The organism is Microbacterium sp. UBA7513, from assembly GCF_002478345.1.
Taxonomy (GTDB): Bacteria; Actinomycetota; Actinomycetes; order Actinomycetales; family Microbacteriaceae; genus Microbacterium.
This window is the reverse complement of sequence record NZ_DLNJ01000034.1, coordinates 26,188-47,602: the sequence shown is the minus strand read 5'-3', so window position 1 is coordinate 47,602 and position 21,415 is coordinate 26,188. Positions and strand designations below refer to the sequence as shown.

At 71.6% G+C, this 21,415-nt stretch carries 23 protein-coding genes; 14 read left to right on the top strand and 9 right to left on the bottom strand.

From position 1 onward, the window contains the following. Positions 1-187: 187 nt before the first annotated feature. From B2W79_RS16550 to rocD, 5 genes are all read left to right on the top strand, one after another. Entirely contained in the window at positions 188-622 is a 435-nt protein-coding gene (locus B2W79_RS16550; RefSeq protein WP_071329908.1) for a hypothetical protein, read from the top strand. Continuing rightward, positions 622-852, top strand: a complete 231-nt coding sequence (locus tag B2W79_RS16545; protein WP_292791452.1) for a helix-turn-helix transcriptional regulator — start codon at positions 622-624, stop codon at positions 850-852. Before B2W79_RS16550 ends, B2W79_RS16545 begins: the two co-directional genes overlap by 1 nt. Further along, positions 849-1,847 (top strand): NAD(P)-dependent alcohol dehydrogenase, encoded by a 999-nt coding sequence (locus tag B2W79_RS16540; RefSeq protein WP_292791449.1) that lies wholly within the window; start codon positions 849-851, stop codon positions 1,845-1,847. The genes B2W79_RS16545 and B2W79_RS16540 overlap by 4 nt, the downstream gene beginning before the upstream one ends. 163 nt (positions 1,848-2,010) lie before the next feature. Continuing rightward, positions 2,011-2,889, top strand: a complete 879-nt coding sequence (ddaH, locus tag B2W79_RS16535) for a dimethylargininase (protein ID WP_071329911.1) — start codon at positions 2,011-2,013, stop codon at positions 2,887-2,889. Further along, entirely contained in the window at positions 2,886-4,112 is a 1,227-nt protein-coding gene (rocD, locus tag B2W79_RS16530; protein WP_396654766.1) for an ornithine--oxo-acid transaminase, read from the top strand. Before ddaH ends, rocD begins: the two co-directional genes overlap by 4 nt. Before the next feature lie 90 nt (positions 4,113-4,202). On the opposite strand, the gene B2W79_RS16525 is transcribed toward rocD, so the two are convergent. Genes B2W79_RS16525 through B2W79_RS16515 form a run of 3 tightly spaced genes read right to left on the bottom strand, consistent with a single transcriptional unit; the run spans position 4,203 to position 6,325 of the window. Continuing rightward, the gene (locus B2W79_RS16525; RefSeq protein ID WP_071329912.1) at positions 4,203-4,487 is read right to left on the bottom strand and encodes a hypothetical protein; all 285 of its coding nucleotides are present in this window, start codon (positions 4,485-4,487) and stop codon (positions 4,203-4,205) included. 60 nt (positions 4,488-4,547) lie between these two features. Then, positions 4,548-5,879 carry an MFS transporter gene (locus B2W79_RS16520; RefSeq protein WP_292791470.1) on the bottom strand — a complete coding sequence of 444 codons (1,332 nt, stop codon included), beginning with the start codon at positions 5,877-5,879 and terminating at the stop codon, positions 4,548-4,550. Between the two features lie 5 nt (positions 5,880-5,884). Then, positions 5,885-6,325 (bottom strand): MarR family winged helix-turn-helix transcriptional regulator, encoded by a 441-nt coding sequence (locus tag B2W79_RS16515; RefSeq protein ID WP_292791443.1) that lies wholly within the window; start codon positions 6,323-6,325, stop codon positions 5,885-5,887. Between the two features lie 70 nt (positions 6,326-6,395). Here B2W79_RS16515 and B2W79_RS16510 point away from each other — a divergent pair, with 70 nt between their 5' ends. From B2W79_RS16510 to B2W79_RS16490, 5 genes are all read left to right on the top strand, one after another. Next, positions 6,396-7,154, top strand: coding sequence for a copper homeostasis protein CutC (locus B2W79_RS16510; protein WP_292791440.1), 759 nt, complete (start codon positions 6,396-6,398; stop codon positions 7,152-7,154). A 9-nt stretch (positions 7,155-7,163) separates the two neighbouring features. Then, positions 7,164-8,018: an alpha/beta fold hydrolase gene (locus tag B2W79_RS16505; protein ID WP_292791437.1), complete on the top strand. Its 855-nt coding sequence runs from the start codon at positions 7,164-7,166 to the stop codon at positions 8,016-8,018. A gap of 775 nt (positions 8,019-8,793) precedes the next feature. Continuing rightward, complete coding sequence (locus B2W79_RS16500) at positions 8,794-9,531, top strand: DUF1684 domain-containing protein (RefSeq protein ID WP_292791434.1); 738 nt, start codon at positions 8,794-8,796, stop codon at positions 9,529-9,531. Positions 9,532-9,564: 33 nt separating this feature from the next. Beyond that, positions 9,565-10,614, top strand: coding sequence for a lipoate--protein ligase family protein (locus B2W79_RS16495; protein WP_025105437.1), 1,050 nt, complete (start codon positions 9,565-9,567; stop codon positions 10,612-10,614). A gap of 56 nt (positions 10,615-10,670) precedes the next feature. Continuing rightward, positions 10,671-11,588: a DNA-methyltransferase gene (locus B2W79_RS16490; RefSeq protein WP_292791431.1), complete on the top strand. Its 918-nt coding sequence runs from the start codon at positions 10,671-10,673 to the stop codon at positions 11,586-11,588. 23 nt (positions 11,589-11,611) lie between these two features. On the opposite strand, the gene B2W79_RS16485 is transcribed toward B2W79_RS16490, so the two are convergent. From B2W79_RS16485 to B2W79_RS16475, 3 genes are read right to left on the bottom strand one after another with little or no spacing between them, the layout of a single operon-like run. Beyond that, positions 11,612-11,962 (bottom strand): cupin domain-containing protein, encoded by a 351-nt coding sequence (locus B2W79_RS16485; RefSeq protein ID WP_292791429.1) that lies wholly within the window; start codon positions 11,960-11,962, stop codon positions 11,612-11,614. Then, a complete protein-coding gene (locus B2W79_RS16480; RefSeq protein WP_292791426.1) occupies positions 11,959-13,362 on the bottom strand; it encodes an NAD(P)/FAD-dependent oxidoreductase in 1,404 nt (467 codons plus the stop codon). Before B2W79_RS16480 ends, B2W79_RS16485 begins: the two co-directional genes overlap by 4 nt. A 26-nt stretch (positions 13,363-13,388) precedes the next feature. Next, positions 13,389-13,856 carry an Lrp/AsnC family transcriptional regulator gene (locus tag B2W79_RS16475; RefSeq protein ID WP_025105441.1) on the bottom strand — a complete coding sequence of 156 codons (468 nt, stop codon included), beginning with the start codon at positions 13,854-13,856 and terminating at the stop codon, positions 13,389-13,391. Positions 13,857-13,955: 99 nt separating this feature from the next. Between B2W79_RS16475 and B2W79_RS16470 the strand changes: the two genes are divergently transcribed. After that, positions 13,956-15,404 carry a gamma-aminobutyraldehyde dehydrogenase gene (locus B2W79_RS16470; RefSeq protein WP_292791423.1) on the top strand — a complete coding sequence of 483 codons (1,449 nt, stop codon included), beginning with the start codon at positions 13,956-13,958 and terminating at the stop codon, positions 15,402-15,404. 12 nt (positions 15,405-15,416) lie between these two features. On the opposite strand, the gene B2W79_RS16465 is transcribed toward B2W79_RS16470, so the two are convergent. Beyond that, positions 15,417-15,944: a GNAT family N-acetyltransferase gene (locus tag B2W79_RS16465; protein ID WP_292791420.1), complete on the bottom strand. Its 528-nt coding sequence runs from the start codon at positions 15,942-15,944 to the stop codon at positions 15,417-15,419. A gap of 246 nt (positions 15,945-16,190) precedes the next feature. On the opposite strand from B2W79_RS16465, the gene B2W79_RS16460 reads away from it, so the two are divergent. Genes B2W79_RS16460 through B2W79_RS16450 form a run of 3 tightly spaced genes read left to right on the top strand, consistent with a single transcriptional unit; the run spans position 16,191 to position 19,607 of the window. Further along, positions 16,191-17,336 (top strand): ROK family protein, encoded by a 1,146-nt coding sequence (locus B2W79_RS16460; RefSeq protein ID WP_292791418.1) that lies wholly within the window; start codon positions 16,191-16,193, stop codon positions 17,334-17,336. A 22-nt stretch (positions 17,337-17,358) separates the two neighbouring features. After that, complete coding sequence (locus B2W79_RS16455; protein ID WP_292791415.1) at positions 17,359-18,285, top strand: polysaccharide deacetylase family protein; 927 nt, start codon at positions 17,359-17,361, stop codon at positions 18,283-18,285. Beyond that, complete coding sequence (locus B2W79_RS16450) at positions 18,282-19,607, top strand: MFS transporter (RefSeq protein ID WP_292791413.1); 1,326 nt, start codon at positions 18,282-18,284, stop codon at positions 19,605-19,607. Before B2W79_RS16455 ends, B2W79_RS16450 begins: the two co-directional genes overlap by 4 nt. 54 nt (positions 19,608-19,661) lie before the next feature. On the opposite strand, the gene B2W79_RS16445 is transcribed toward B2W79_RS16450, so the two are convergent. Both B2W79_RS16445 and galE read right to left on the bottom strand, forming a co-directional pair. Then, positions 19,662-20,249, bottom strand: coding sequence for a protoglobin domain-containing protein (locus B2W79_RS16445; protein WP_071329923.1), 588 nt, complete (start codon positions 20,247-20,249; stop codon positions 19,662-19,664). A 156-nt stretch (positions 20,250-20,405) separates the two neighbouring features. Further along, positions 20,406-21,386, bottom strand: a complete 981-nt coding sequence (gene galE, locus B2W79_RS16440; protein WP_292791409.1) for a UDP-glucose 4-epimerase GalE — start codon at positions 21,384-21,386, stop codon at positions 20,406-20,408. Positions 21,387-21,415: the final 29 nt, after the last annotated feature.

Genomic DNA, 21,415 nt, shown 5'->3' with positions numbered 1-21,415 from the left:
ATTGGGGTGGGAGGTTCCTGGGACGCGGGATCGAAAAGGTGCCCTCGGGGGCCTGGGGAGGGGCGTTAGTGATCCCGCGGCGCGGGACGGGGCCAGGGGCTACGGGAGGCGGTGTAAAAGATTCTTGACACGCGCGGGAGTGCAGACGTATCCTCGTGTCAAGAATTTTTGACACGAGGAGATTCGCATGGTCTACGAGGAGCGCAACGTCTGGGCCGGGCTCATCGTCAGCCCGATCGTCGCGGTCGTCTACGTCGTGCTGCTGCTGCAGCAGGCCGGCGGCGGACCGCTCACCGCCACGGACTGGTTCCCGCTGATGCTCTGGACGATCGGCGGGGGCATCGTCGCGACGATCGTGCTCAGTGTCCTCTGGGGCATCATCGCGGGGATGTCCGATCCGGAGGGCATCGGCCGCTCCGACATCCGCGACCGGGACATCGGCCGGATGGGTTCCCGCGTGGAGCAGGCCTTCGTCACGATCGCCGGTCTCGGCGTCATCGTCCTCTGCGGTCTCGGCGCCGACGTGTTCTGGATCGCGAACACCATGTTCGCCGGGTTCCTCGTGGCGGCCGTCGTCGGCGGTGTCGCCCGGGCCGTCGCGTACCGGCGGGGGCTGCGCTGATGGTCAAGCCCACCCTCGTCTCCAACACCATCCGGGCCCATCGCGAGCGTGCCGGACTCACGCAGGCCGAGCTCGCCCGCACGATCGGGGTCACCAGACAGACCCTCATCGCGATCGAACAGCAGAAGTACTCGCCGACACTCGAGCTCGCGTTCCAGATCGCCCGGGCCTTCGGGGTCGGGCTCGACGACCTGTTCGCGTATCCGACCGACCCCGGAGGTGCCACATGACCGAGACGATGCCCGCCTGGACCCGCGAGACGTACGGCCCGGCCGCCGGGACAACACTGACCCGCCAGCCCGTCCCCGAGCCGCATCGAGGCGAGGTCGTGCTGCGCGTGCAGGCCACCGCCCTCAACGCCGGCGACGTGCGGCTGCTCCTCGGCGACCCGCTGCTGGTCCGGCCGTTCTTCGGGCTCACTCGCCCCAAGCACCCGGTGCGCGGGCTCGACGTCGCCGGCACCGTCGTGGCGGTCGGCGCCGACGTGGTGAACGCCGAGCTCGGCGAACTCGTCGTCGGGGAGCTGCAGGGCGGCGGCGGCCTCGCCTCCCACGCACGCATCGCGGCCGACCGTGTCGTGCCCGTGCCCCCGGATGTGACACCCGAGGCGGCGGCCTGTCTGCCGATCGCCGGAGGCACCGCGTGGCAGGCGCTCGATGCCGCCGGAGTGGGGTTGCGGCACCGTGCGCAGCGGGTCCTCGTGATCGGGGCGTCCGGCGGCGTGGGGACCTTCGCCGTGCAGCTCGCGGCGCTCCGCGGGGCCGAGGTCTGGGCGACGTGCGGCGCGCGCAACGCCCTCCTGATGGAGCGTCTCGGAGCCGTGCGCACGCTCGACCACCGCACGTCTCCGCTCACGCACCTGCCCTCCTCGCGGTTCGATGCCGTCATCGACATCGCGGGAGGTGTGCCGATCCGCGAGCTGCAGCGCCTCGTCCGTCCGGGTGGCCGCGTGGTGCTCGTGACCGGCGACGGCGGACGCGTGCTCGGCCCTGTGCCGCGGATGATCCGCGCCGCCGTGCTCTCGCTCCGCGGACCCCGGGTGGTGTCGCTCACGGCGACCTCGCGCCCCGAGGTCCTCACGAAGCTGCTCGAGCTCGTGGAGGAGGGGCATCTGGTTCCGGTGATCGAGCGCACGTACCCGTTCGACGAGGCCGTGTCCGCGCTCGCGCACGTCGAAGCCGGGCACACGGTCGGCAAGGTCGTGGTGACGCAGCGCGAGGGCTGAGGGCGACACGGGACGGATGCTGGTGGCGCCCAGGGTCCGGTGGCACAATGGTCACCGGCGTGCCCGAGTCGCATCTTCCCCTCCGCCTCGTCCGAGCAGGGGGTCGAAGGACCGCCGGGCCCCTGGACAGCGTCCGCCGCGCCCGTTCACACGAGGAGCATCCATGTCGACGCCGGAGACCGCCGTCACCACCGCCCCCACGCGCACCGCGCACCGCCGCCACTACCTGATGTGCCGTCCCGAGCACTTCACGGTGAACTACTCCATCAATCCGTGGATGGAGCCGTCGCGGCCGACCGATACCGCCAACGCCGTCGCCCAGTGGCAGAAGCTCTATGACCTGTACCTCGAGCTCGGTCACGAGGTCGAGCTCATCGATCCGCTCCCCGGCTACCCGGACATGGTCTACACGGCCAACGGCGGCTTCCTCATCGACGGTCGCGCCTACGTGCCGGAGTTCCGGTTCGTCGAGCGCCAGGGCGAGGCTCCGGCCTTCGCCGACTGGTTCCGCGCCGCCGGCTACGACACGGTCATGCCGAAGGAGGTCAACGAGGGCGAGGGCGACTTCCTGCTCGTCGGCGATGTGATCCTTGCGGGCACGGGCTTCCGCTCCACCGGTGACAGCCACCGCGAGGTCGGCGAGGTCTTCGGCCGCGAGGTCGTGTCGCTGAACCTCACCGACCCCCGCTTCTACCACCTCGACACCGCGATCGCGGTGCTCGACCCCGTGCAGGGCGTGGAGAACGGCGGCCCCGAGCGGGCGAACATCGCCTACCTCCCCGGGGCCTTCGACGACGCCAGCCGTGCCGAGCTGGAGAAGCGCTTCCCGGACGCGATCCTCGTGTCGGACGAGGACGGCGCAGTGTTCGGCCTGAACTCCTCGAGCGACGGCTACAACGTCATCATCTCGCCGCGGGCGAAGGGCTTCGAGCAGCAGCTCCGGGAGCGCGGGTACAACCCGATCACCGTCGACCTCTCCGAGCTCCTCCTCGGCGGCGGCGGGATCAAGTGCTGCACGCTCGAGCTGCGGGGTGCGAAGTGACGATCGAGCAGGCGGCGGGCGCTTCGACGAGCTCAGCGACCCGCGAGGTCGCGGAGCCGCACGTCGCGCACAACTACCACCCGCTGCCCGTGATGATCGCGCGCGGCGAGGGGGCGTGGGTCACCGATGTCGAGGGCAAGCGCTACCTCGACCTGCTCGCGGCCTACTCCGCGGTCAACTTCGGGCACCGTCACCCCGCGCTCGTCGCGGCGCTGACCGAGCAGCTCGGTCGGGTCACGCTCGTCAGCCGGGCGTTCCAGAGCGACACCCTGGAGCCGTTCGCCGCCGCCCTCGCCGAGCTTTGCGGCAAGGAGCTCGTGCTGCCGATGAACACGGGTGCCGAGGCGGTGGAGACCGGCATCAAGGTCGCCAGGGCCTGGGGCTATCGCGTGAAGGGCATCCCCGAGGGGAAGGCGCGGATCGTCGTGGCGAAGGGCAACTTCCACGGCCGCACGACGACGATCGTGAGCTTCAGCGACGACGAGACCGCGCACGACGACTTCGGCCCCTACACGCCGGGCTTCGACCGCGTGCCGTTCGGTGACGCGGAGGCGATCGCCGCGGCCATCACGGAGGACACGGCGGGCGTGCTCGTGGAGCCGATCCAGGGCGAGGCCGGGGTCGTGATCCCGCCGGAGGGGTACCTGCGCCGCATCCGCGAGATCTGCGACGAGAAGAACGTGCTGTTCATCGCCGACGAGATCCAGGCCGGCCTCGGGCGTGTCGGCGAGACGTTCGCGTGCGACCGCGAGGGCGTCGTGCCGGACCTGTATCTGCTGGGCAAGGCGCTCGGCGGCGGCATCCTGCCGGTCTCGGCCGTGGTGGGGAACACGGATGTGCTGGGCGTGATCCGCCCCGGGGAGCACGGCTCCACGTTCGGCGGCAACCCGCTCGCGGCGGCCGTCGGCCTCCGCGTGGTGGAGATGCTGCAGACGGGCGAGTTCCAGGAGCGTGCGCGGGCGCTCGGTGCCCACCTCGAGCAGGCGCTGCAGCCGCTGATCGGCCACGGCGTCACGGAGGTGCGCATCGCCGGGCTGTGGGCGGGCGTCGACATCGATCCGGCCGTCGGCACCGGCCGGGAGGTCGCGGAGAAGCTGCTCGACCGGGGTGTGCTCGTGAAGGACACGCACGGGCAGACCATCCGCATCGCCCCGCCGCTCGTCATCCGGGCGACCGAGCTCGACTGGGCCGTCGAGCAGCTCAAGGTGGTACTCGACGCCTGACCGCGCCCGACCCACCCCCTTCTGCACGAGCCACCCCCTTGCGAACGTTCGCAAGGGGGTGGCGCGTCTCAAAGGGGGTGGGTCGACGGATCAGGCCGGCGGGGAGTCGGGGTCGAGCGTGCGGAGGGTGTCCTCCTCGGCGGCGTTGTCGGCCGCGAGCTCGTCCTCGGTGTTCTCGTCGCCGCCCAGCGGAGCGGGGTGGCCGGGGCCGGAGCTGCCCTGGATGGCGCCGCCGGTCGACTCGCCGCGGGAGCTGTCGCCCTGGATCGCGCCGCCGGTGCCGTCGCCCTGGCCGGAGTTCTCGTCAGGGACGTCGACGCCGGGAGCGCCTTCGGCCGGATCCTGCGGGTGCGGGGTGCTCATGTTCTCGTCCATGACCCGACGCTACGACCGTCGGGCCGAGATGAGGAAGGCGTTGACAAACGCCTTCGCAGCTCACTCGCCGTCGCGGCGCGGGAGGCGGATGGGCGTGGTGGCCGCCGCCTTCTCCGTGTAGTCGACCGGCTCGACCGGCTGCACGACCCGCAGCGGCCGGGTCTCGTCGAGCGTCAGCCGGAAGCGGCTGCTCTCCTCACGGCGCAGCCTCCCCGACGTCAGCACCCAGGTCGCGCCGATCGCGCACGCGATGAAGCCGGCGGTGCCGCCGAGCATGATGGCGGCACGAGGACCGAACGCGTCGGCGACCCAGCCGGCGATCGGCGCGCCGACCGGAGTCGACCCCATGATGACCGCCATATAGAGGGCGAGCACGCGGCCGCGCAGTGCCGGATCGGTCGTGATCTGCACGTAGCCGTTCGCGGTCGTGAGCAGCGTCACGATCATGAAGCCGGTGAACGTGAGCGTGACGGCATAGGAGAGGTACGTGGGCATCGCGGCCGAGACGAAGGCCGCGATCCCGAAGCCGCCCGCCGCGAGGATCACCACGCGCACCCTCGCCCGGTCCCGACGCGCGGCGAGGAGGGCGCCGATCAGGGACCCGATCGCGAGCACCGAGCTCAGCACCCCGTACCCGTCGGCGCCGGCTCCGAACTCCAGCGCCATGGTCGAGGCGAAGATCGGGAAGTTCATGCCGAACGCGCCGATGAGGAACACCGTCACGAACACGACCTTGAGGTCGCTGCGCGCCCAGACGTAGCGGAAGCCCTCGGCGAGACCACCGGTACTGCGGTTCTTCGGACGCGGCGCGAGCAGGTGCGTGCGCATGAGCAGCAGCGCGACGATCATGGCGAGGAAGGTCGCGGCGTTGACGATGAACACCCAGCCGGAGCCGATCGCGACGATGAGCAGGCCGCCGACCGCGGGGCCGATCATGCGGGCGAGGTTGAAGGAGGCGGAGTTGAGCGCCACGGCGTTGGAGGTCTCCGTGGCGGACACCATGTCCGACACGAAGGCCTGTCGCGCGGGGGCGTCGAAGGCGTTGACGATGCCGAATCCGAGGGCGAACGCGAACATCATCGGCAGGGTCATCACCCCGGCGAGCAGCAGGGAGCCCACGGCGATCGCGAGGGCGAGGAGCGCGGCCTGCGTGGTCAGGAGGATCCTCCGCCGGTCGAAGCGATCCGCGACCCAGCCGGTCAGGCTCACGAGCACCAGGGGCGGGCCGAACTGCAGCGCCATGGTGACGCCCATCGCGGTCGCGTCGTTGTCGGTGAGCTCGGTCAGCACGACCCAGTCCTGTGCGGTGGCCTGCATCCACCCGCCGACGTTCGACACGAGGGCTCCGGCGAACCAGATCCGGTAGTTGATGTTCGCGAAGGAGCGGAACATGGCGCTCATCGCTCCACCACCCTCCGCATCAGGGCGCTCGCTTCTCGCAGCGTCGCCAGCTCCGCTTCGGTGTAGTCGACCTCGCGGAGCATGTCGGCCAGCAGCACGTCGCGGCGGCGGATGGTCTCGACGACGATCTCGACCCCGGCGGGGGTGATGTCCACCTGCACGCGGCGGCGGTCGTCCTCGTCAGGGGTGCGGGCGACATAGCCCTGCGCCTCCAGGCCGTTCACGATGCTCGTCATCGAGGGGGCGGTCACGCGCTCGCGCTCGGCGAGGGTGGAGATCGTGCGCCGACCGTTCATGCGGAGGTCGGCGAGGACGGCGAGCTGGGTGTCGCTCATCATGTCGGCGGCACGGGCGCAGCGGAGCCGGCGGGCGAGCCGGAACGTGGCCATGCGGAGGTCTGTGGCGGTGAGGTGCAGGGAATCATCGGACGCAGACATACTTAGTTAGTCTATCTAATATTTCTGGCCCGGGGGCGGCCAGGGGCGGGGCACCGGGCACAATGGAGGGGTGACCCGAACCATCCCCCTCGAAATCGCCGTCCAGGATCCCGCCGGAGTGCGCATCGCCGCTGAGGTCGGCGCCGCGCGCGTCGAACTCGCCACGGCCCTCGCGCTGGGTGGGCTCACCCCGTCGCCGGCCACCCTGGAGCTCGCGCTCGAAGCCGCGGGGGTGAAGGGCCCCGAGGTGCACGTCCTCATCCGTCCGCGCGCCGGCGGCTTCCACTACAGCGCCGACGAGCTGGCCGTCGCCGAACGAGACGTGCGGCACGCGGTCGCGGCGGGGGCCGCAGGAGTGGTGATCGGCGCGCTCGACGGCGAGGGGCAGCTGGATCGCGACGCCATGGCGCGGCTCCGGGATGCGGCCGGGGGAGCTCCGGCGACGCTGCACCGCGCGATCGACGTGACCGCCGACCCGGTGGCGACCCTGCGGGCTGCGAGGGAGCTCGGGCTCCGGCGCGTGCTCACCTCCGGAGGGGCGTCCGCCGCGATCGACGGCATCGACACCCTGCGCGCGCTGGTCGCCGCAGCCGAGGGGCAGATCGAGGTGATGGCCGGCAGCGGCGTCGACGTCGCGAGCGCTCCGGTGCTCGCCCGGGCCGGTGTGGACGCCCTCCACTTCTCCGCGAAGCGGGCCGTGACCGAAGACGGCGGCGTGCGCATGGGCTCCGCCTCCGACGGGGTCGGCGGCTACGAGGTGACGGATTGCGACATCGCCTTCGCCATCCGCGACGCCATCCGCGGCGCCCTCGCGGAGACCGACCGGTAAGGCAGGATCATGACCGAGACCCGCGAGTACACCGACAGCCACGGCATCGCCATCGTCTACGACGTCCACCCGGCGGAGGGCACGCCCCGCGGCGTCGTCCAGCTCCTGCACGGGGTGGGCGAGCACGCGGGACGGTATCCGGCGCTGATCGCCGCGCTCACCGGAGCCGGGCTCACCGTCTATGCCGACGACCATCGCGGGCACGGACGCACCGGTATGCGCCAGCACGGCGACCCCGCCCGGCTCGGACGGCTCGGCCCCGGCGGACTCCGGGCGGCCAAGGACGCGGTCTGGCAGCTGACCGGCATCATCCGTGACGAGAATCCCGACCTCCCGCTCGTGCTCCTCGGGCACTCGTGGGGGTCGTTCCTCGCGCAGATGCTGGTGAACGAGCACGCGGAGGCCTTCGATGCGGTCATCCTGTCCGGCTCGGCGCTGCGGACGCCCCGCTCCCTGAACCCGGCGCCGCTGAACGCCGCGTGGGCTGCCGACGACGCGACCGGATACGAGTGGCTGAGCCGCGACCCCGCGGTGTGGAAGGCGTTCGAGGAGGACCCGCTCACGACGGGGGTGCCGCTGCTCAAACTCTTCGGCCTGCTCGACGCGGCGCGACTCTACGGGCGTCCGGCGAAGCACCTCGCGCGCGACGTTCCGATGCTTCTCCTCGTCGGCCGTGACGATCCGGTCGGCGGTCCCCGCAGTGTCCACAAGCTCGCCGACGCGTACCGCCGACGCTCCGGGCTCACTGACGTCACGACCCTCGTCTACCCCGACGCCCGGCACGAGATCTTCCAGGAGCTTCAGCAGGACGAGGTGCGCGCCGACGTGCTCGCGTGGCTCGACGCCCACATCCCCGCCCGCTGACCCCCGCCCCGGCCCGTTCCGTCCCGTTCCGGCCCGTTCCGGGTCCAGGTCCAGTTCCGGTCCGGGATCACTTTCGCCCCTTCCGCCGCTCCCGCGGGATCACTTTGGTTCCCGGAACACGTCCCAGAGGCGCGTTCTTGCACTCGCGAGGAGTGTGCGGGCGTCGGCGTGCGTCGAGGAGGCGGCGTCCGCGGCGGCGTATCGGGATCGCTTTCGCGCCTCCGGCCATCCCGCGGGATCACTTTCGTGCCGCCGGCCATCTCGCGGGATCATTTTCGGGCCTGGGGCGGGCTGCGAAAGGACGTTTTCGAACGCGCACGGTGAGCTGGTGCGTTGGCGCCCGCGCGCATCGTCGGGATCACTCGCGCCTCACCCGCTCCGGGATCACTTTCGCGCCTCCGGCCATCTCGCGGGATCACTTTCGTGCCGCCGGCCATCTCGCGGGATCATTTCCGGACCTGGGGCGGGCGGCGGAAGAGCGTTCTCGAACACACGCGGTGAGCGGGTACGCCGGTGGTCGCGTCGCTGATCGGGCGGTCGTGGTGAGTTCGGAGCGTGCGCGTCCCGGAGGACCGCGCGGTGGCGGGATCAGGAACGGGCTGGGGACGGGATGGGGGGTGCGGTTTTGATCCCGCACCGGAAGGAGGGACGGGGCGGGGGACTGTGACGCGGGATGACGCGGGGTGAAGGCGTGTGACGGACGGGGATCGCGGGCGACGGGGGCAGCCCTAGATTCGGGGCACATCCGCACGAGCGAGGGGGAGGGCCCGCGGCGATGAGCTTCCTGACGGACTGGCACGAGTGGCATGCGGCGCGCGAGCGCTATGCGGGGTCGGAGTACGGGCCGTCCGCGCTGGAGTCGACGAACTGGCTGATCACCGAGCCCGCGGCGGTCGACGGCGTGCCCGGGCTCTGGGCCCTCACCGGGGACGGCGGCATCCGGGGCAGCGAACTCGGACCGTCGGGGTCGGTCGTCACCCTCCGCGGCACCCAGACCCTGCGTCTCGGGCGGCGGGAGCTGCGTGTGTTCGACCGCAACGGACTGCTGGCGCTCCGCGTCTGGAACCCCGCCCGTCCACAGCGGGAGTGGTTCACGGCGATCGACGCCTACGCCCCCGACGAACGATGGCGGATCCCGGCCACGTTCGAGTCCGCGCCGGACGAGCGGATCGTCGTCACGGCGGTGGACGGCGAGGAGCGCGAGACCCCGATCGCCGGGCGCCTGCGGTTCGAGCTCGCCGGTGCCCCGCATGAGCTCACGGTCACCCGCGGCGGGAGCGGAGCGCTGAGCGCGGTCTTCGCGGACGGGACGAACGGGCTGGAGACGTACCGGTTCCGGTTCCTCCCGGTCGACGAGCCCGCTGCCGACGGGTCCGCCGTGATCGACTTCAACCGGGCGTATCTGCCGCCGTGCGCCTTCTCCGACCAGTTCATCTGCCCCCTGCCCACACCCGGCAACCGCTACTCCACACCGATCAGGGCCGGGGAGCGGGTGGTCGTGCTCGGCGGCTGACCACGGCGGCAGCACGCGCCTTAAGCTGGATCCGTGCACGGAGAATACAAGGTTCCTGGGGGCAAGCTCGTCGTCGTCGACCTCGAGGTCGAGAACGACCGGATCGCGCGGTTCCGGCTCGCCGGGGACTTCTTCCTCGAACCGGACTCCGCGCTCGACGACATCAACGCGGCCGTCGAGGGACTCCCCGCCGAGTCCGACGCCACGGCCATCGCCGCTGCCGTCCGCGGCGCCCTTCCCGAGGGGGCGCAGCTGCTCGGCTTCAGCCCCGAGGCCGTGGGCACCGCCGTGCGTCGCGCGCTGGTCACCGCACCGGGGTGGCGCGACTTCGACTGGGAGATCGTCCATGAGAAGGCGGTCTCGCCGCGCATGAACCTCGCCCTCGACGAGGTGCTCACCTCCCGCGTCGGCGAGGGGCGTCGGCGTCCGACGCTGCGCATCTGGGAATGGGACGAGTCGGCCGTCGTCATCGGCTCCTTCCAGTCGTACCGCAACGAGGTCGACCCCGAGGGCGCCGCGAAGCACGGCTTCGACGTCGTCCGCCGCATCTCGGGCGGCGGTGCGATGCTCATGGCCGCGGGGCAGATCATCACCTACTCGCTCTACGTGCCGGCCTCGCTCGTGGCGGGCATGACCTTCGCCGACTCCTACGCGTTCCTCGACGACTGGGTGCTGCAGGCGCTCCGGTCGCTCGGCATCGACGCCGTCTACCAGCCGCTCAACGACATCGCGAGCCCGACCGGCAAGATCGGCGGCGCCGCGCAGAAGCGCCTCGCGAACGGGGGTGTGCTGCACCACGCCACCCTCTCCTACGACATCGACGGCCAGATGATGACCGAGGTGCTGCGGATCGGCCGCGAGAAGCTCAGCGACAAGGGCACGACCTCGGCGGCCAAGCGCGTCGACCCGCTGCGGAGCCAGACCGGGCTGGAGCGCGCCGAGATCATCGAGCGCTTCAAGGACACGTTCCGCTCGCTCACCTCCGCCGAGGACGGCGGCATCACGCCGGACGAGTACGCCGATGCCCAGGCGCTGGTGGAGTCGAAGTTCTCGACCGACGCGTGGCTGCACCGGGTTCCGTGAGCCGTTCGACAAGCTCACGCCCTTCGACAGGCTCGGGGGCCCAGGGCCGGGGGCGGGTGTCGGTGATCGAGGGGGACAACCTCGCGGTCGCAGCGACTCTGCCGTCCGCATCCTTCACACTCGTCTACCTCGACCCGCCCTTCAACACCGGGCGGGTGCGGGAGCGGCAGGTGGTCACCGCCCGCCGCACGTTCACAACTCCGGAAGAATCGGCGGATCCGGACGGGTGCAGCCCCCAACCGGCCGAAAGCGCGTCGGATCTCCTGAGTTCTGAACACGCGGTCGGCGGGCCCGAGGTGCGACACGGCTTCCACGGGCACCGGTATGAGCGGGTGCGCGGCATGCTGCGCGCGTACGACGACAGCTTCGACGACTACGGCGCCTTCCTCATGCCGCGGCTGGAAGAGGCCTGGCGGCTGCTCGCCGACGACGGCACCCTGTACCTGCACCTGGACTACCGCGAGGCGCACTACGCGAAGGTCATGCTCGACGCGGTGTTCGGCCGGGACTGCTTCCTCAACGAGCTCATCTGGGCGTACGACTACGGCGCGAAGTCCCGGCGGCGGTGGCCCACCAAGCACGACACGATCCTGGTGTACGTGAAGAACCCGCGGACGTACGTGTTCAACTCCGACGACGTCGACCGGGAGCCGTACATGGCGCCGGGCCTGGTGACCGCGGAGAAGGCCGCACGCGGCAAGCTCCCGACCGACGTGTGGTGGCACACGATCGTCCCGACCACCGGACGCGAGAAGACGGGCTATCCGACGCAGAAGCCGGAAGGCGTCCTGCGGCGTATCGTGACCGCGTCGAGCCGGCCGGGTGACCGGGTGCTCGACCTCTTCGCGGGCAGCGGCACGACCGGAGCCGTGGCCTCCGCGCTCGGTCGGGAGGCGGTGCTCGTGGACGACAACCCGGAGGCGGTGCGGGTCATGGCCGAGCGCATCCCGCACGCGGAGGTCCGTCGGGCCTGAACGGGACGCGCTCGGCGGAGGCGTCAGATCCCGATCGAGACCTTCCGCAGGGCCTCACTCACCGTCCAGACCGTCCGCATGCCGGCTGTGAGCCGCATCACGGACCCGGGGCCGAGCTCCACCGGAGGGAGCGCGGGCGCGGTGAACGTCACGGTCGCGCGACCGGAGAGCACGACGAACACCTCGTCCTCCTCGACGTCCTCCGCGGTGCCCGGCGTCATCTCCCAGACGCCGATCTCGATGCCGCCTGCGTCGTCGAGCACCGTGTATGCCGTGGTCGGCGCGCCGTCGCGGACGTCCTCGTCGGGCAGCGGGGTGTGCGTCAGCGCGAGGCGTCCGGCGTCGACGACGGCCCCCGGGGCGAGCGCGGTCACGAGTCGAAGCCCATGCCGAGGGCGTCGAGCGTCTTCAGGAACAGGTTGCGGCGCCCCTCGTTGTGGTCGGCCTTGTCCATCGCGGCGCGGACGAGGTTGATGCCGACGGACGCGGCCGGCTCCGGCGGGAACGGGATCGGCTTCTCGCGCACCATCCGCAGCTGCGTGCGCTCGGTCTCCTCGCCGGCGAGTTTGTCGAGCATGACGTCGGCGGCGAACCGGGCGGCGCCGACCCCGAGGCCGGTGAACCCTGTGGCGTAGGCGACCCGGCCGCCGCGGGCGGTGCCGAAGAACGCGCAGAACCGGCTCGACGAGTCGATCGCGCCGGCCCAGCGGTGCGTGAAGCGGAGGCCGGCGAGCTGCGGGAAGGTGGTGAAGAAGTGCGAGGCCAGCCGCCGGTGGCTCTCCATCCGGTCCTCGTAGGCGGGGCGCACCTTGCCGCCGAAGTGGTAGACCGCGTCGTAGCCGCCGAACAGGATCCGGTCGTCGGCGGTGAGCCGGTAGTAGTGGAACTGGTTGGCGCTGTCGGCGAGTCCCTGGCGGTTCCGCCAGCCGATGGACGCGAGCTGCTCCGCCGACAGCGGCTCCGTCATCAACACGTAGTCGTACACGGGCACCGTCATGAGGCGGTTGCGCTTCAGGAGCGAGGGGAACACGTTCGTCGCGAGCGCCACGGCATCGGCGGTCACCCGGCCGTGCTCCGTGACGAGGGTCACCGGACCGGAGTCCGCGCCCTCGATCCGCCGGACGAGGCTGTGCTCGTGGATCTCCACGCCGAGCTCGACGGCCACCCGAGCGAGCTCCAGGCCCAGCTTCGCGGGGTGCACGAGGGCGCTGCCCTCCCGGTCCCACGCGCCGGCGAGGAACGTGGGGGAGTGCACCTCCGCCTGCACCGCCTCCCGGTCGAGGAAGCCCTCCTCCTCGCGCAGCCACTCGACCTGATGCGGCTCCACGGCGACCGCGAGCTGGCCCGTCCGTTCGAACTCGGCATCCATGTCGTACCGCCGCACGGTTTCGGCGATGCCGTCGAGGTTCTCGTGGCCCAGCTCCTCCAGCCGGTCGATCTCCTCGGGCCAGCGGTTCACGCCGTTCTCGTGGCCGTGGGTGAGGCTGGACTCGCAGAAGCCGCCGTTGCGCCCGGACGCCGCCCAGGCCACGCGGGACGCCTCCAGGAGGACCACCTTCCGCTCCGGATCCCGCTCCTTCGCGCGCACGGCCGTCCAGAGTCCGGTGTAGCCGCCGCCGACGACCACGAGGTCCGTGTGCGCGGTGCCGCGCAGCGGCGGATGGGCGGGGCGCTCGACGTCGTCGAGCCAGAAGACCGACAGGGCCGTGTCGCGCAGGGCGTCGTCGATGACGGACTGCGGAGGACGCCGGCGTTCGAAGACCGTGGTGCCCATGTTCACTCCGATGCGAGGGGAGCGCGTCAGCGCGTTCCCCAGTTGTAGAGGTCTTTGTAGAGGCCGGCGTAGAGCAGGCTCTCCGTCTGGATGATGCCGGGGATGGTGCGGATGCGGGTGGCGATGAGGTCGAGCAGGTGGTCGTCGTCCTCGCACACCGCCTCGACGAGGATGTCGAACGTCCCGAGGGTGACGACGACGTACGCGAGCTCGGGGATCGCCGTGAGCTCCTCCGCGATCGCGCGGGGGTCGCCGGACACCCGGATGCCGATCATCGACATGCGGTGGAAGCCGAGCTGCAGCGGGTCGGTCACCGCGACGATCTGGATCAGGCCCGATTCGGTCAGCCGCTGCACCCGCTGGCGGGCCGCGGCCTCGCTGAGCCCCACCTCGCGGGCGATCTCCGCATAGGGACGCCGCCCGTCCTCCTGCAGCAGTTCGACGATGCGCTTCGAGATATCGTCGAGGGCGGGGGGAGGCGTCTTCGGACTCATGTACCGATCGTGACATTCCGATGGGCCCTGCGCAACTGAATCCGTCGATCGCTGGCCGAAAAGCTACAGATTCCGCGTCCGGATGGCTACCATGGCGCTATGTCCTCACCGTCGTCGACGACCGTGCCCCTGCAGAACTTCATCGGCGGCCGCGCCGTCACGGCAGCCGGGAGCGGCCGCCTGCCCCTCATCGATCCGGTGACGGAGGAAGCCTACGGCGCGATCCCGATCTCCGACCGCACCGACGTGGATGCCGCGTACGCCGCGGCCGCGGCGGCATTCCCGATCTGGCGGGACACCCCACCGTCCGCGCGCCAGCTCGCGCTGTTCCGCATCGCCGAGGACATGGCCGCGCGGGCCGAGGAGTTCGCCGACCTCGAATCGAAGGACACCGGCAAGCCGAGGGCGACGCTCGTCGCGGACGAGATCCTCCAGTCGGTGGACCAGCTGCGGTTCTTCGCCGGCGCCGCGCGGAGCCTCGAGGGTCGAGCCGCCGCGGAGTACCTCCCCGGGCACACCTCCTTCGTGCGCCGGGAGCCGATCGGCGTGGTCGGGCAGGTGACGCCGTGGAACTACCCCCTGAACATGGCGGTGTGGAAGATCGCTCCCGCGCTCGCGGCCGGCAACGCCGTCGTGCTGAAGCCGGCGGAGTCCACGCCGCTCACCACGCTGCTGCTCGCCGAGATCGTCGCCGCGCACACCCCCGCCGGCACCCTCAACATCGTTCTCGGCGATCGCGAGACCGGAGCGGCCCTCGTCGAGCATCCGACGCCGCAGATGGTGGCCATCACCGGCTCGGTGCGGGCGGGCATGGCCGTGGCCCGCTCCGCGGCCGACGACGTCAAGCGCGTGCACCTGGAGCTCGGCGGCAAGGCGCCCGCGATCGTCTTCCCTGACGCGTCGATCGAGAAGGCGGTCGAGGGCATCGTCACCGGTGCCTTCTTCAACGCGGGTCAGGACTGCACCGCGGCGACCCGGGTGCTCGTGCACGCGTCGGTGCACGACGAACTCGTCGCCGCACTGGTGGAGCGGACCCGCACGCACGCGAGGACCGGGGCGCCGGACGAAGAGGGCGTGCTGTACGGGCCGCTGAGCAGCGCGGCCCAGCTCGCGCAGGTGCAGGGCTTCGTCGACCGGCTTCCCGCGCATGCGACCGTCGCGACGGGCGGGGCGCGGCAGGGCGACCGTGACTACTTCTGGGAGGCGACCGTCGTGACCGGCGTGCAGCAGGACGACGAGGTCGTGCAGGGGGAGATCTTCGGTCCCGTGCTCACCGTCCAGGCCTTCGACACCGAGGAGGAGGCCCTCGCGATGGCGAACGACGTGCCGTACGCGCTCGCCGCGTCGGTGTGGACCCGGGATCATGCCCGCGCCATGCGCTTCTCCCGCGATCTCGACTTCGGGTGCGTGTGGATCAACACCCACATCCCGTTCGTGTCGGACATGCCGCACGGCGGGTTCAAGCACTCCGGATACGGGAAGGACCTGTCGCAGTACGGCTTCGACGACTACACCCGGATCAAGCACGTGATGAGCGCGCTGGACTGACGACGGGACCGCTCAGCGCGGGGCGAGGTGCTTGACGCGGCGGTGCTCCCGGAGCGTGAACTGCGGGCGTTGGTCGATCTTCGTGGCCCCGTCGAGCTCCCACCCGTGCCGGGCGTAGAAGCCGTCGGCGCGGTCGTTGCCGTCGAGGACCCAGAGGTAGGCGCGGGTGTGGCCGGCGTCGATCATGCGCTGCTCGGCGGCGTCGAGGAGGGCGTGCCCCGCGCCCGTCGACCACGCGGTGGGATCGGCGTAGATGCCGTACAGCTCCGCGTCGTCCAGTCCGTCGGGGTCGCGGCCGGAGCCGGACGACGCCCAGCCGACGACGGTGCCGTCGCGCTCGGCCACCAGGGTTCCGAGGCTCGTGGGCAGCGGGTCGGCGAAGATGCGGCGCCACCCGTCGGCGCGCTCCGAGACGGACAGCCCGTCCAGCACCTCCTGGTCGATGAGGCCCTCGTAGGCCGCCTGCCACGACCGCACGTGCACTCTCGCCACGGCCTCGGCATCGTCGGCGACGGCGTCTCGGATCACCAGGGGCGTCATCCCTCCACTCTATGCACGCCCGCCGACGTCCTTCCGACACCTCCCGTCCCTTCCTCCTCCGGTCACCGGGTCACACCTGCACGACCTGGGTACGTCTGTGGGACCCAAACCCGTGTTCCGTCCTGCAACCGTGCCCGGGTCGTGCAGGCGACACAGCCGGAGAGGACGGGTCGACGGGTGCGACGCGATGTGGCAGGCTGGCGGGCACCGACTCCGCACGAGAATCGACCCCAGAGGTTCCGCCGCATGTCACGACCCCTCGCAGGACCGCAGACCCTGCTCCGTACACTCAACGGCCGCGCGATCCTGGAGCGCCTGGCCCGGAGCGGACCGCAGACCCGGTCCGAGCTCATGGCGGCGACCGGCCTCTCCCGCACGGCCGTGACCCAGGTGCTGCGGATGCTCGATGCCGCGGGAGCTGTCACCGCAGCCGGGGTCGACCGCGACACCCGCGGACCGGCGGCCGGCCGCGTCGCGCTGCACCCGGCCCTCGGCTTCGCGGCAGCGGTCCACGTGGACCATCACGCGGCCCACGTCGTCCTCGTCGACGCGACCGGCGCCGTCAGGGCCGAGCGGCACGGCGCCTTCCCCGCGGGCGAAGACCGCGTCGCGCACATCGCCGCCCTCGTCGCGGCCTGCCGCCGGTCCGTGAAGGGCGCGCTCCACCTCGCCGTCGTCGGAGTGCCGGGCATCGTCGCCGCCGACGGCGCGATCCGCGACGACCAGGGACCGGACGGCGGCGCCTTCCGCTCGGCTCTCGTGGCCGCCCTCGACTGCCCGGTCCGCGTCGAGAACGACGTCAACCTCGCCGCGCTCGCCGAGTCGACCACCGGCGTCGGCATCGACCTCGCGAGCTTCGCGCTCCTGCTGCTCGACGACGACCTCGGGGCCGGCATCGTGATCGACGGGACGCTGCATCGCGGGTTCTCCGGTGTGGCGGGCGAGGTCATGTACCTCCCGCAGACGCCGGTGCCCATCGGCGCCCCCGTCGCGGGCGCCACGGTGGTGCGCGACCTCGCCCTCGGCCTCGGACTGGATGTCGACGCGCCGTTCCTCGCCCACCTGGAGGCGGCGCGGCACGGCGACGAGGCGGCGCAGGCCCTCGTCGCCGAGATCGGACGGCGGCTCTTCCTCGCGGCGGGCAGCGTCGCGCTCGTGCTCGATCCCGAGGCCTTCATCCTCGGCGGGGAGGCGGTGCACCCGGCGCTCCTGGACGCGATCGAGCGCGTCGCGGACGAGTTCTCCGCGCAGCTGCCGCTCCGCTTCCTCGCCTCGGCGTTCGGGCCGGAGGCTCCGCTCGTCGGAGCCGTGGGCGAGGCGGCCTCCGCGCTCCGTGCCGACGTCTTCACCCGGATCCTCACCCCCTCCCGCGCAGCCGCCGCCAGCCGCTGACCGCCCCCCGACAGGACACGCCATGACCGCCTCCTCCGCCCTCGCCGACCGACTCGGACTGCCGTCCGGTGCCAGGGCGGTCATCCTCAACGCCGACGACTTCGGGATGTGCCATGCCGCGAACGCCGCGATCTCGGGACTCCTCCTCCGCGAACGGATCGACTCGGCGACGGTGATGGTGCCCTGCGCCTGGTCCCCGGAAGCGCTCGCTTTCGCTGCCGCGCACCCGGACCTCGACGTGGGCGTGCACCTCGTGCTCACGAGCGAGTGGCGTCGGTACCGGTGGCGTCCGCTCACTGGGGCCTCGACCCTCGTCGACGCCGACGGCTTCTTCCCCGCCGACGTCGCGACGGTGGAGCAGCACGCCTCCGAAGCGGACGTCGCGGCCGAGATCGCCGCCCAGCTGCAGACCGCGCTCGATGCCGGTGTCGACGTGACCCACCTCGACAACCACATGGGCTCCGTCTACGGGCTGCTGACCGGCCGTGACTTCCTGCGCGCCGTCTTCGAGCTCGCCGCCCGACAGGGCCTCCCCTTCCGCCTGCCCCGCGAGATGGAGGGGGCGGACGCCGATCCGATGCTGCAGGCGAAGCTCACCGAAGCCGCGGCGGTGGCCGATGCGTTCGGGGTGGAGATCGTCGACCGGCTGTGGACGCATCCGTTCGAGCTGCGCGGCGAGGGCACCGCGGACGAGGAGTCGTACGAGCAGGTCCGAGACGGCTTCCTCGCGGTGCTGCGCGCCGTCCCGCCCGGGGTCACCGAGATCTACCTGCACCCGATGGCCGATGGCGAGGAGCTGCGCGCCGCGGTGGACTTCGCGGCGGCCAAACGCGGCTATGAGCTGCGGCTGCTCGACGACCCGCTCGTGCAGCAGACGATCGCCGAGGAGGGCCTGGTCCGCGTCGGCTGGCGCGCGCTACGGGAGCTGCAGCGCGGAGACGCCCGGTGACGGCGCTCGGCGAACGGCTGCGCGACCGCCGTCTCGACGCCGCTCCCACCCGCTCCCAGACCATCGCCTTCGGGGCCTCGGGGTTCCCGACGCAGCTGATGACGCAGACGTTCTCGGCGTTCGTCGTGTACTTCTACGTCTCGCACCTCGCCGTCCCCGCCGGGTGGGTGGCGGCCGCGATGATCGCACACGGCATCCTCAACGCAGCGCTCAACCCGGTCGTCGGAGCGCTCTCCGACCGGATCCGCACGCCGTGGGGCCGCCGCATCCCGTGGATCGGGCTCGGTATCGTGCCGCTCGTCGTGGCCTTCGCCCTCGTCTGGATGCCGCCCGCGCTCCCGGCGGCCGGGCTCATCGTGTGGTTCCTCGTAGTCGTCGCGGTGTACGACATCGCGTTCGTCGTGGTGGTGCTGAACATCTCCGCGCTGTTCCCGGAGATATTCCGCACCACGGAGGAGCGCGCCCGCGGGAACGTGCCGCGGCAGATCTTCGCGATCCTCGGCATGGTCCTCGGCACGGCCGGCGCCCCCGCGCTCTACGACGCGATCGGCTGGCCGGGGATGGCGCTCGTGCTGTCCGGCGTCTGTCTCGTGCTGCTCACCTGGTCGTTCCTCGGCGGGATGATCGAGCGCCGAGTGCCAGAGGCCGCCTCCGAGGCGATGCGCTGGCGGGACCAGCTCGTCTACACGTTCCGCAACCGCGCCTTCGTGCCGTACGTGCTGGGCTCGCTCTGCGTGCAGACCTCGATCGCCGTGATCCTCGCCGCCGTCCCGTTCTACGTCCGCTACTCGCTGGGGGCGGCCGAGGGCGAGGGGAGCCTGCTGCTCGGCGCCATCTTCCTCACCGCGATCCCGTCGATCGTGCTGTGGAGCGCGGTGGTCCGGCGTACCTCCCCGCGCACGGCGCTGCTGTGGAGCGTCGCGGTCTTCGGGGTCGCGGTGCTCGGCTACCTCCTCCCGACGTCCGTGGGGGCGGCGGCTCTCGTCGGGATCGCGGTGGGGGTCGGCGTCGGCGGGCTGCTGCAGCTCCTCGAGGTCGTGCTCGCCCAGATCATCGACGACGATGCGCACCGCACGGGCCACCGCCGCGAGGGCGCCTACTTCGGCGTGAACGGCTTCGTCGTCCGCGGCTCCGTCGTCCTCCAGGCGATCGTCGCCGCGGCCGTGCTGACCGCGACCGGCTTCGACGCCGAGCTCGGCGACGCGCAGCCGGAGGCCGTCGACGGCGGCATCCGGCTCATGCTCGCGGTCATTCCCCTGGCCTTCACCGCCGTCGGATGGCTGTGCTTCTGGCTCTCCCCGCTCCGTGGACAGGACGTCTGAGCGTCGCGGAAGGGAGAACAGGGGGCGACCCTGCGGCCGGGCCGCCCCGAGTGCTCACCAGAGCTCGGTGCTGTACGGACGCGCCCACAGCGCGACCGTGAGGGTGACGGCCTTGAGCCAGGCGTCGAGCATCTCCTGCACATCATCCTCTCCGGTGCCGCCGTTCCTGAGGAACGGGCGGATGGTCAGCGTGATCGGGGTGATGAAGCCGATGAGATCGCGGAGGGGGATGTACGCCGAGGTGGACGCCACGCCGTCCGTGCGGTTCTTGCCGCTGGGGTGATGGCGTCGGCCGATCTCCTCCTGGTAGGCGAGCCACGTCTCGTCGTAGGGACGGTTGCACAGGTCGTCGATCCACCGGGCGAAGCGGCGGCGGACGGCTCCGAGGTAGGCGGGATCCGGGGTGCCGTCTTCTCCGGCGAACGTGGCGACGAGGTGCGGGTGCGCACCCACGAAGCCGTACCAGACGTCCAGGATGGCCTCGGTCTGGGGCACGAGGATGGCCCCGGCGCGGCGGAGGGCCTCCTCGTCGGCGCTCGACCAGAGGACCGAGGCCTTCAGACGCTCGAGGTCGGCGAGGGTGACGGGCGATGTCGGGATCCGGGGGTCGGCGTAGTCGTATCCGGCGGTGTGTTCGTGCACGAGGCGGTATCCATCTCTCGAAGGGCGGCGGATACCGCCTCCGTAGACGAGCGGAGCGCGGCACCCGTGGTGTGTCCCTCGACTCTGCCGCAGGAGAGCGGACGAAACAGCTCAGATCGACCGGACTTCGGTGCGGATCGTCCAGAGCTCCGCGTGTCAGACGGCGGCGGCGCGGCGGGCCTCCCAGCCCGTGCGCACCATCTCGTCGACCGTGTAGCGCATGGTCCAGTCGAGGTCGCGGGCCGCGAGCTCGCCGGTCGCCACGATCCGATCCGGGTCGCCGGGGCGGCGAGGGCCGATCTCCGGGGTGAAGCCGATGCCGGTGACGCGGGCGACCGCATCCATGATCTGCTTCACGCTGAGGCCGTCGCCGGAGCCGAGGTTGTAGGCGGGCTCGATCGCAGCGCCCGAGGCCAGGCGCTGCGCCGCGGCGACGTGGGCGGCGGCGATGTCGCCGACGTGCACGTAGTCGCGGACGTTCGTGCCGTCGGGGGTGTCGTAGTCGTCGCCGAAGATCTTGGGGGTGCGGCCCTCGATCAGCGCCTCGAAGACGATCGGGAAGAGGTTGTGCGGGCTGACGTCGTAGACCGTCGGGTCGGCGGAGCCCACGACGTTGAAGTACCGCAGCGAGGTGTGGCGCAGTGGGCGGTCGGAGTCGGCGGTGGCGGTCGCCTGATCGCGGAGCAGCCATTCGCCGATGAGCTTCGACTCGCCGTAGGGGCTCGCGGGCCGCTTGGCGGTGTCCTCGACGACGAGGGAGACGTCCGGGGTGCCGAACACGGCCGCCGAAGACGAGAAGACGATGTTCGCGACACCCGCCGCCGCCATCGCCTCGAGGATGATCCGCGTGCCCTCGACGTTCTGGGCGTAGGTGTGCAGCGGGCGTTGGACCGAGACGCCGGCGTACTTGTAGCCCGCGACGTGGATCACGCCGTCCGCCTCGTGGGTGCGCAGCGTGTCCTCGACGAGCGCGCGGTCGAGGATGCTGCCCTGCACGAACGGCACGCCCTCCGGCACGAACGAGGCCACGCCGCTGGAGAGGTCGTCCAGCACGACGGGGGAGAGGCCGGCCTCCGCGAGAGCGCGGACGACGTGGGCACCGATGTAGCCGGCGCCGCCGGTGACGATCCAGGACATGCGTTCCTCCTCTGCCGCGGCGGTGGCGG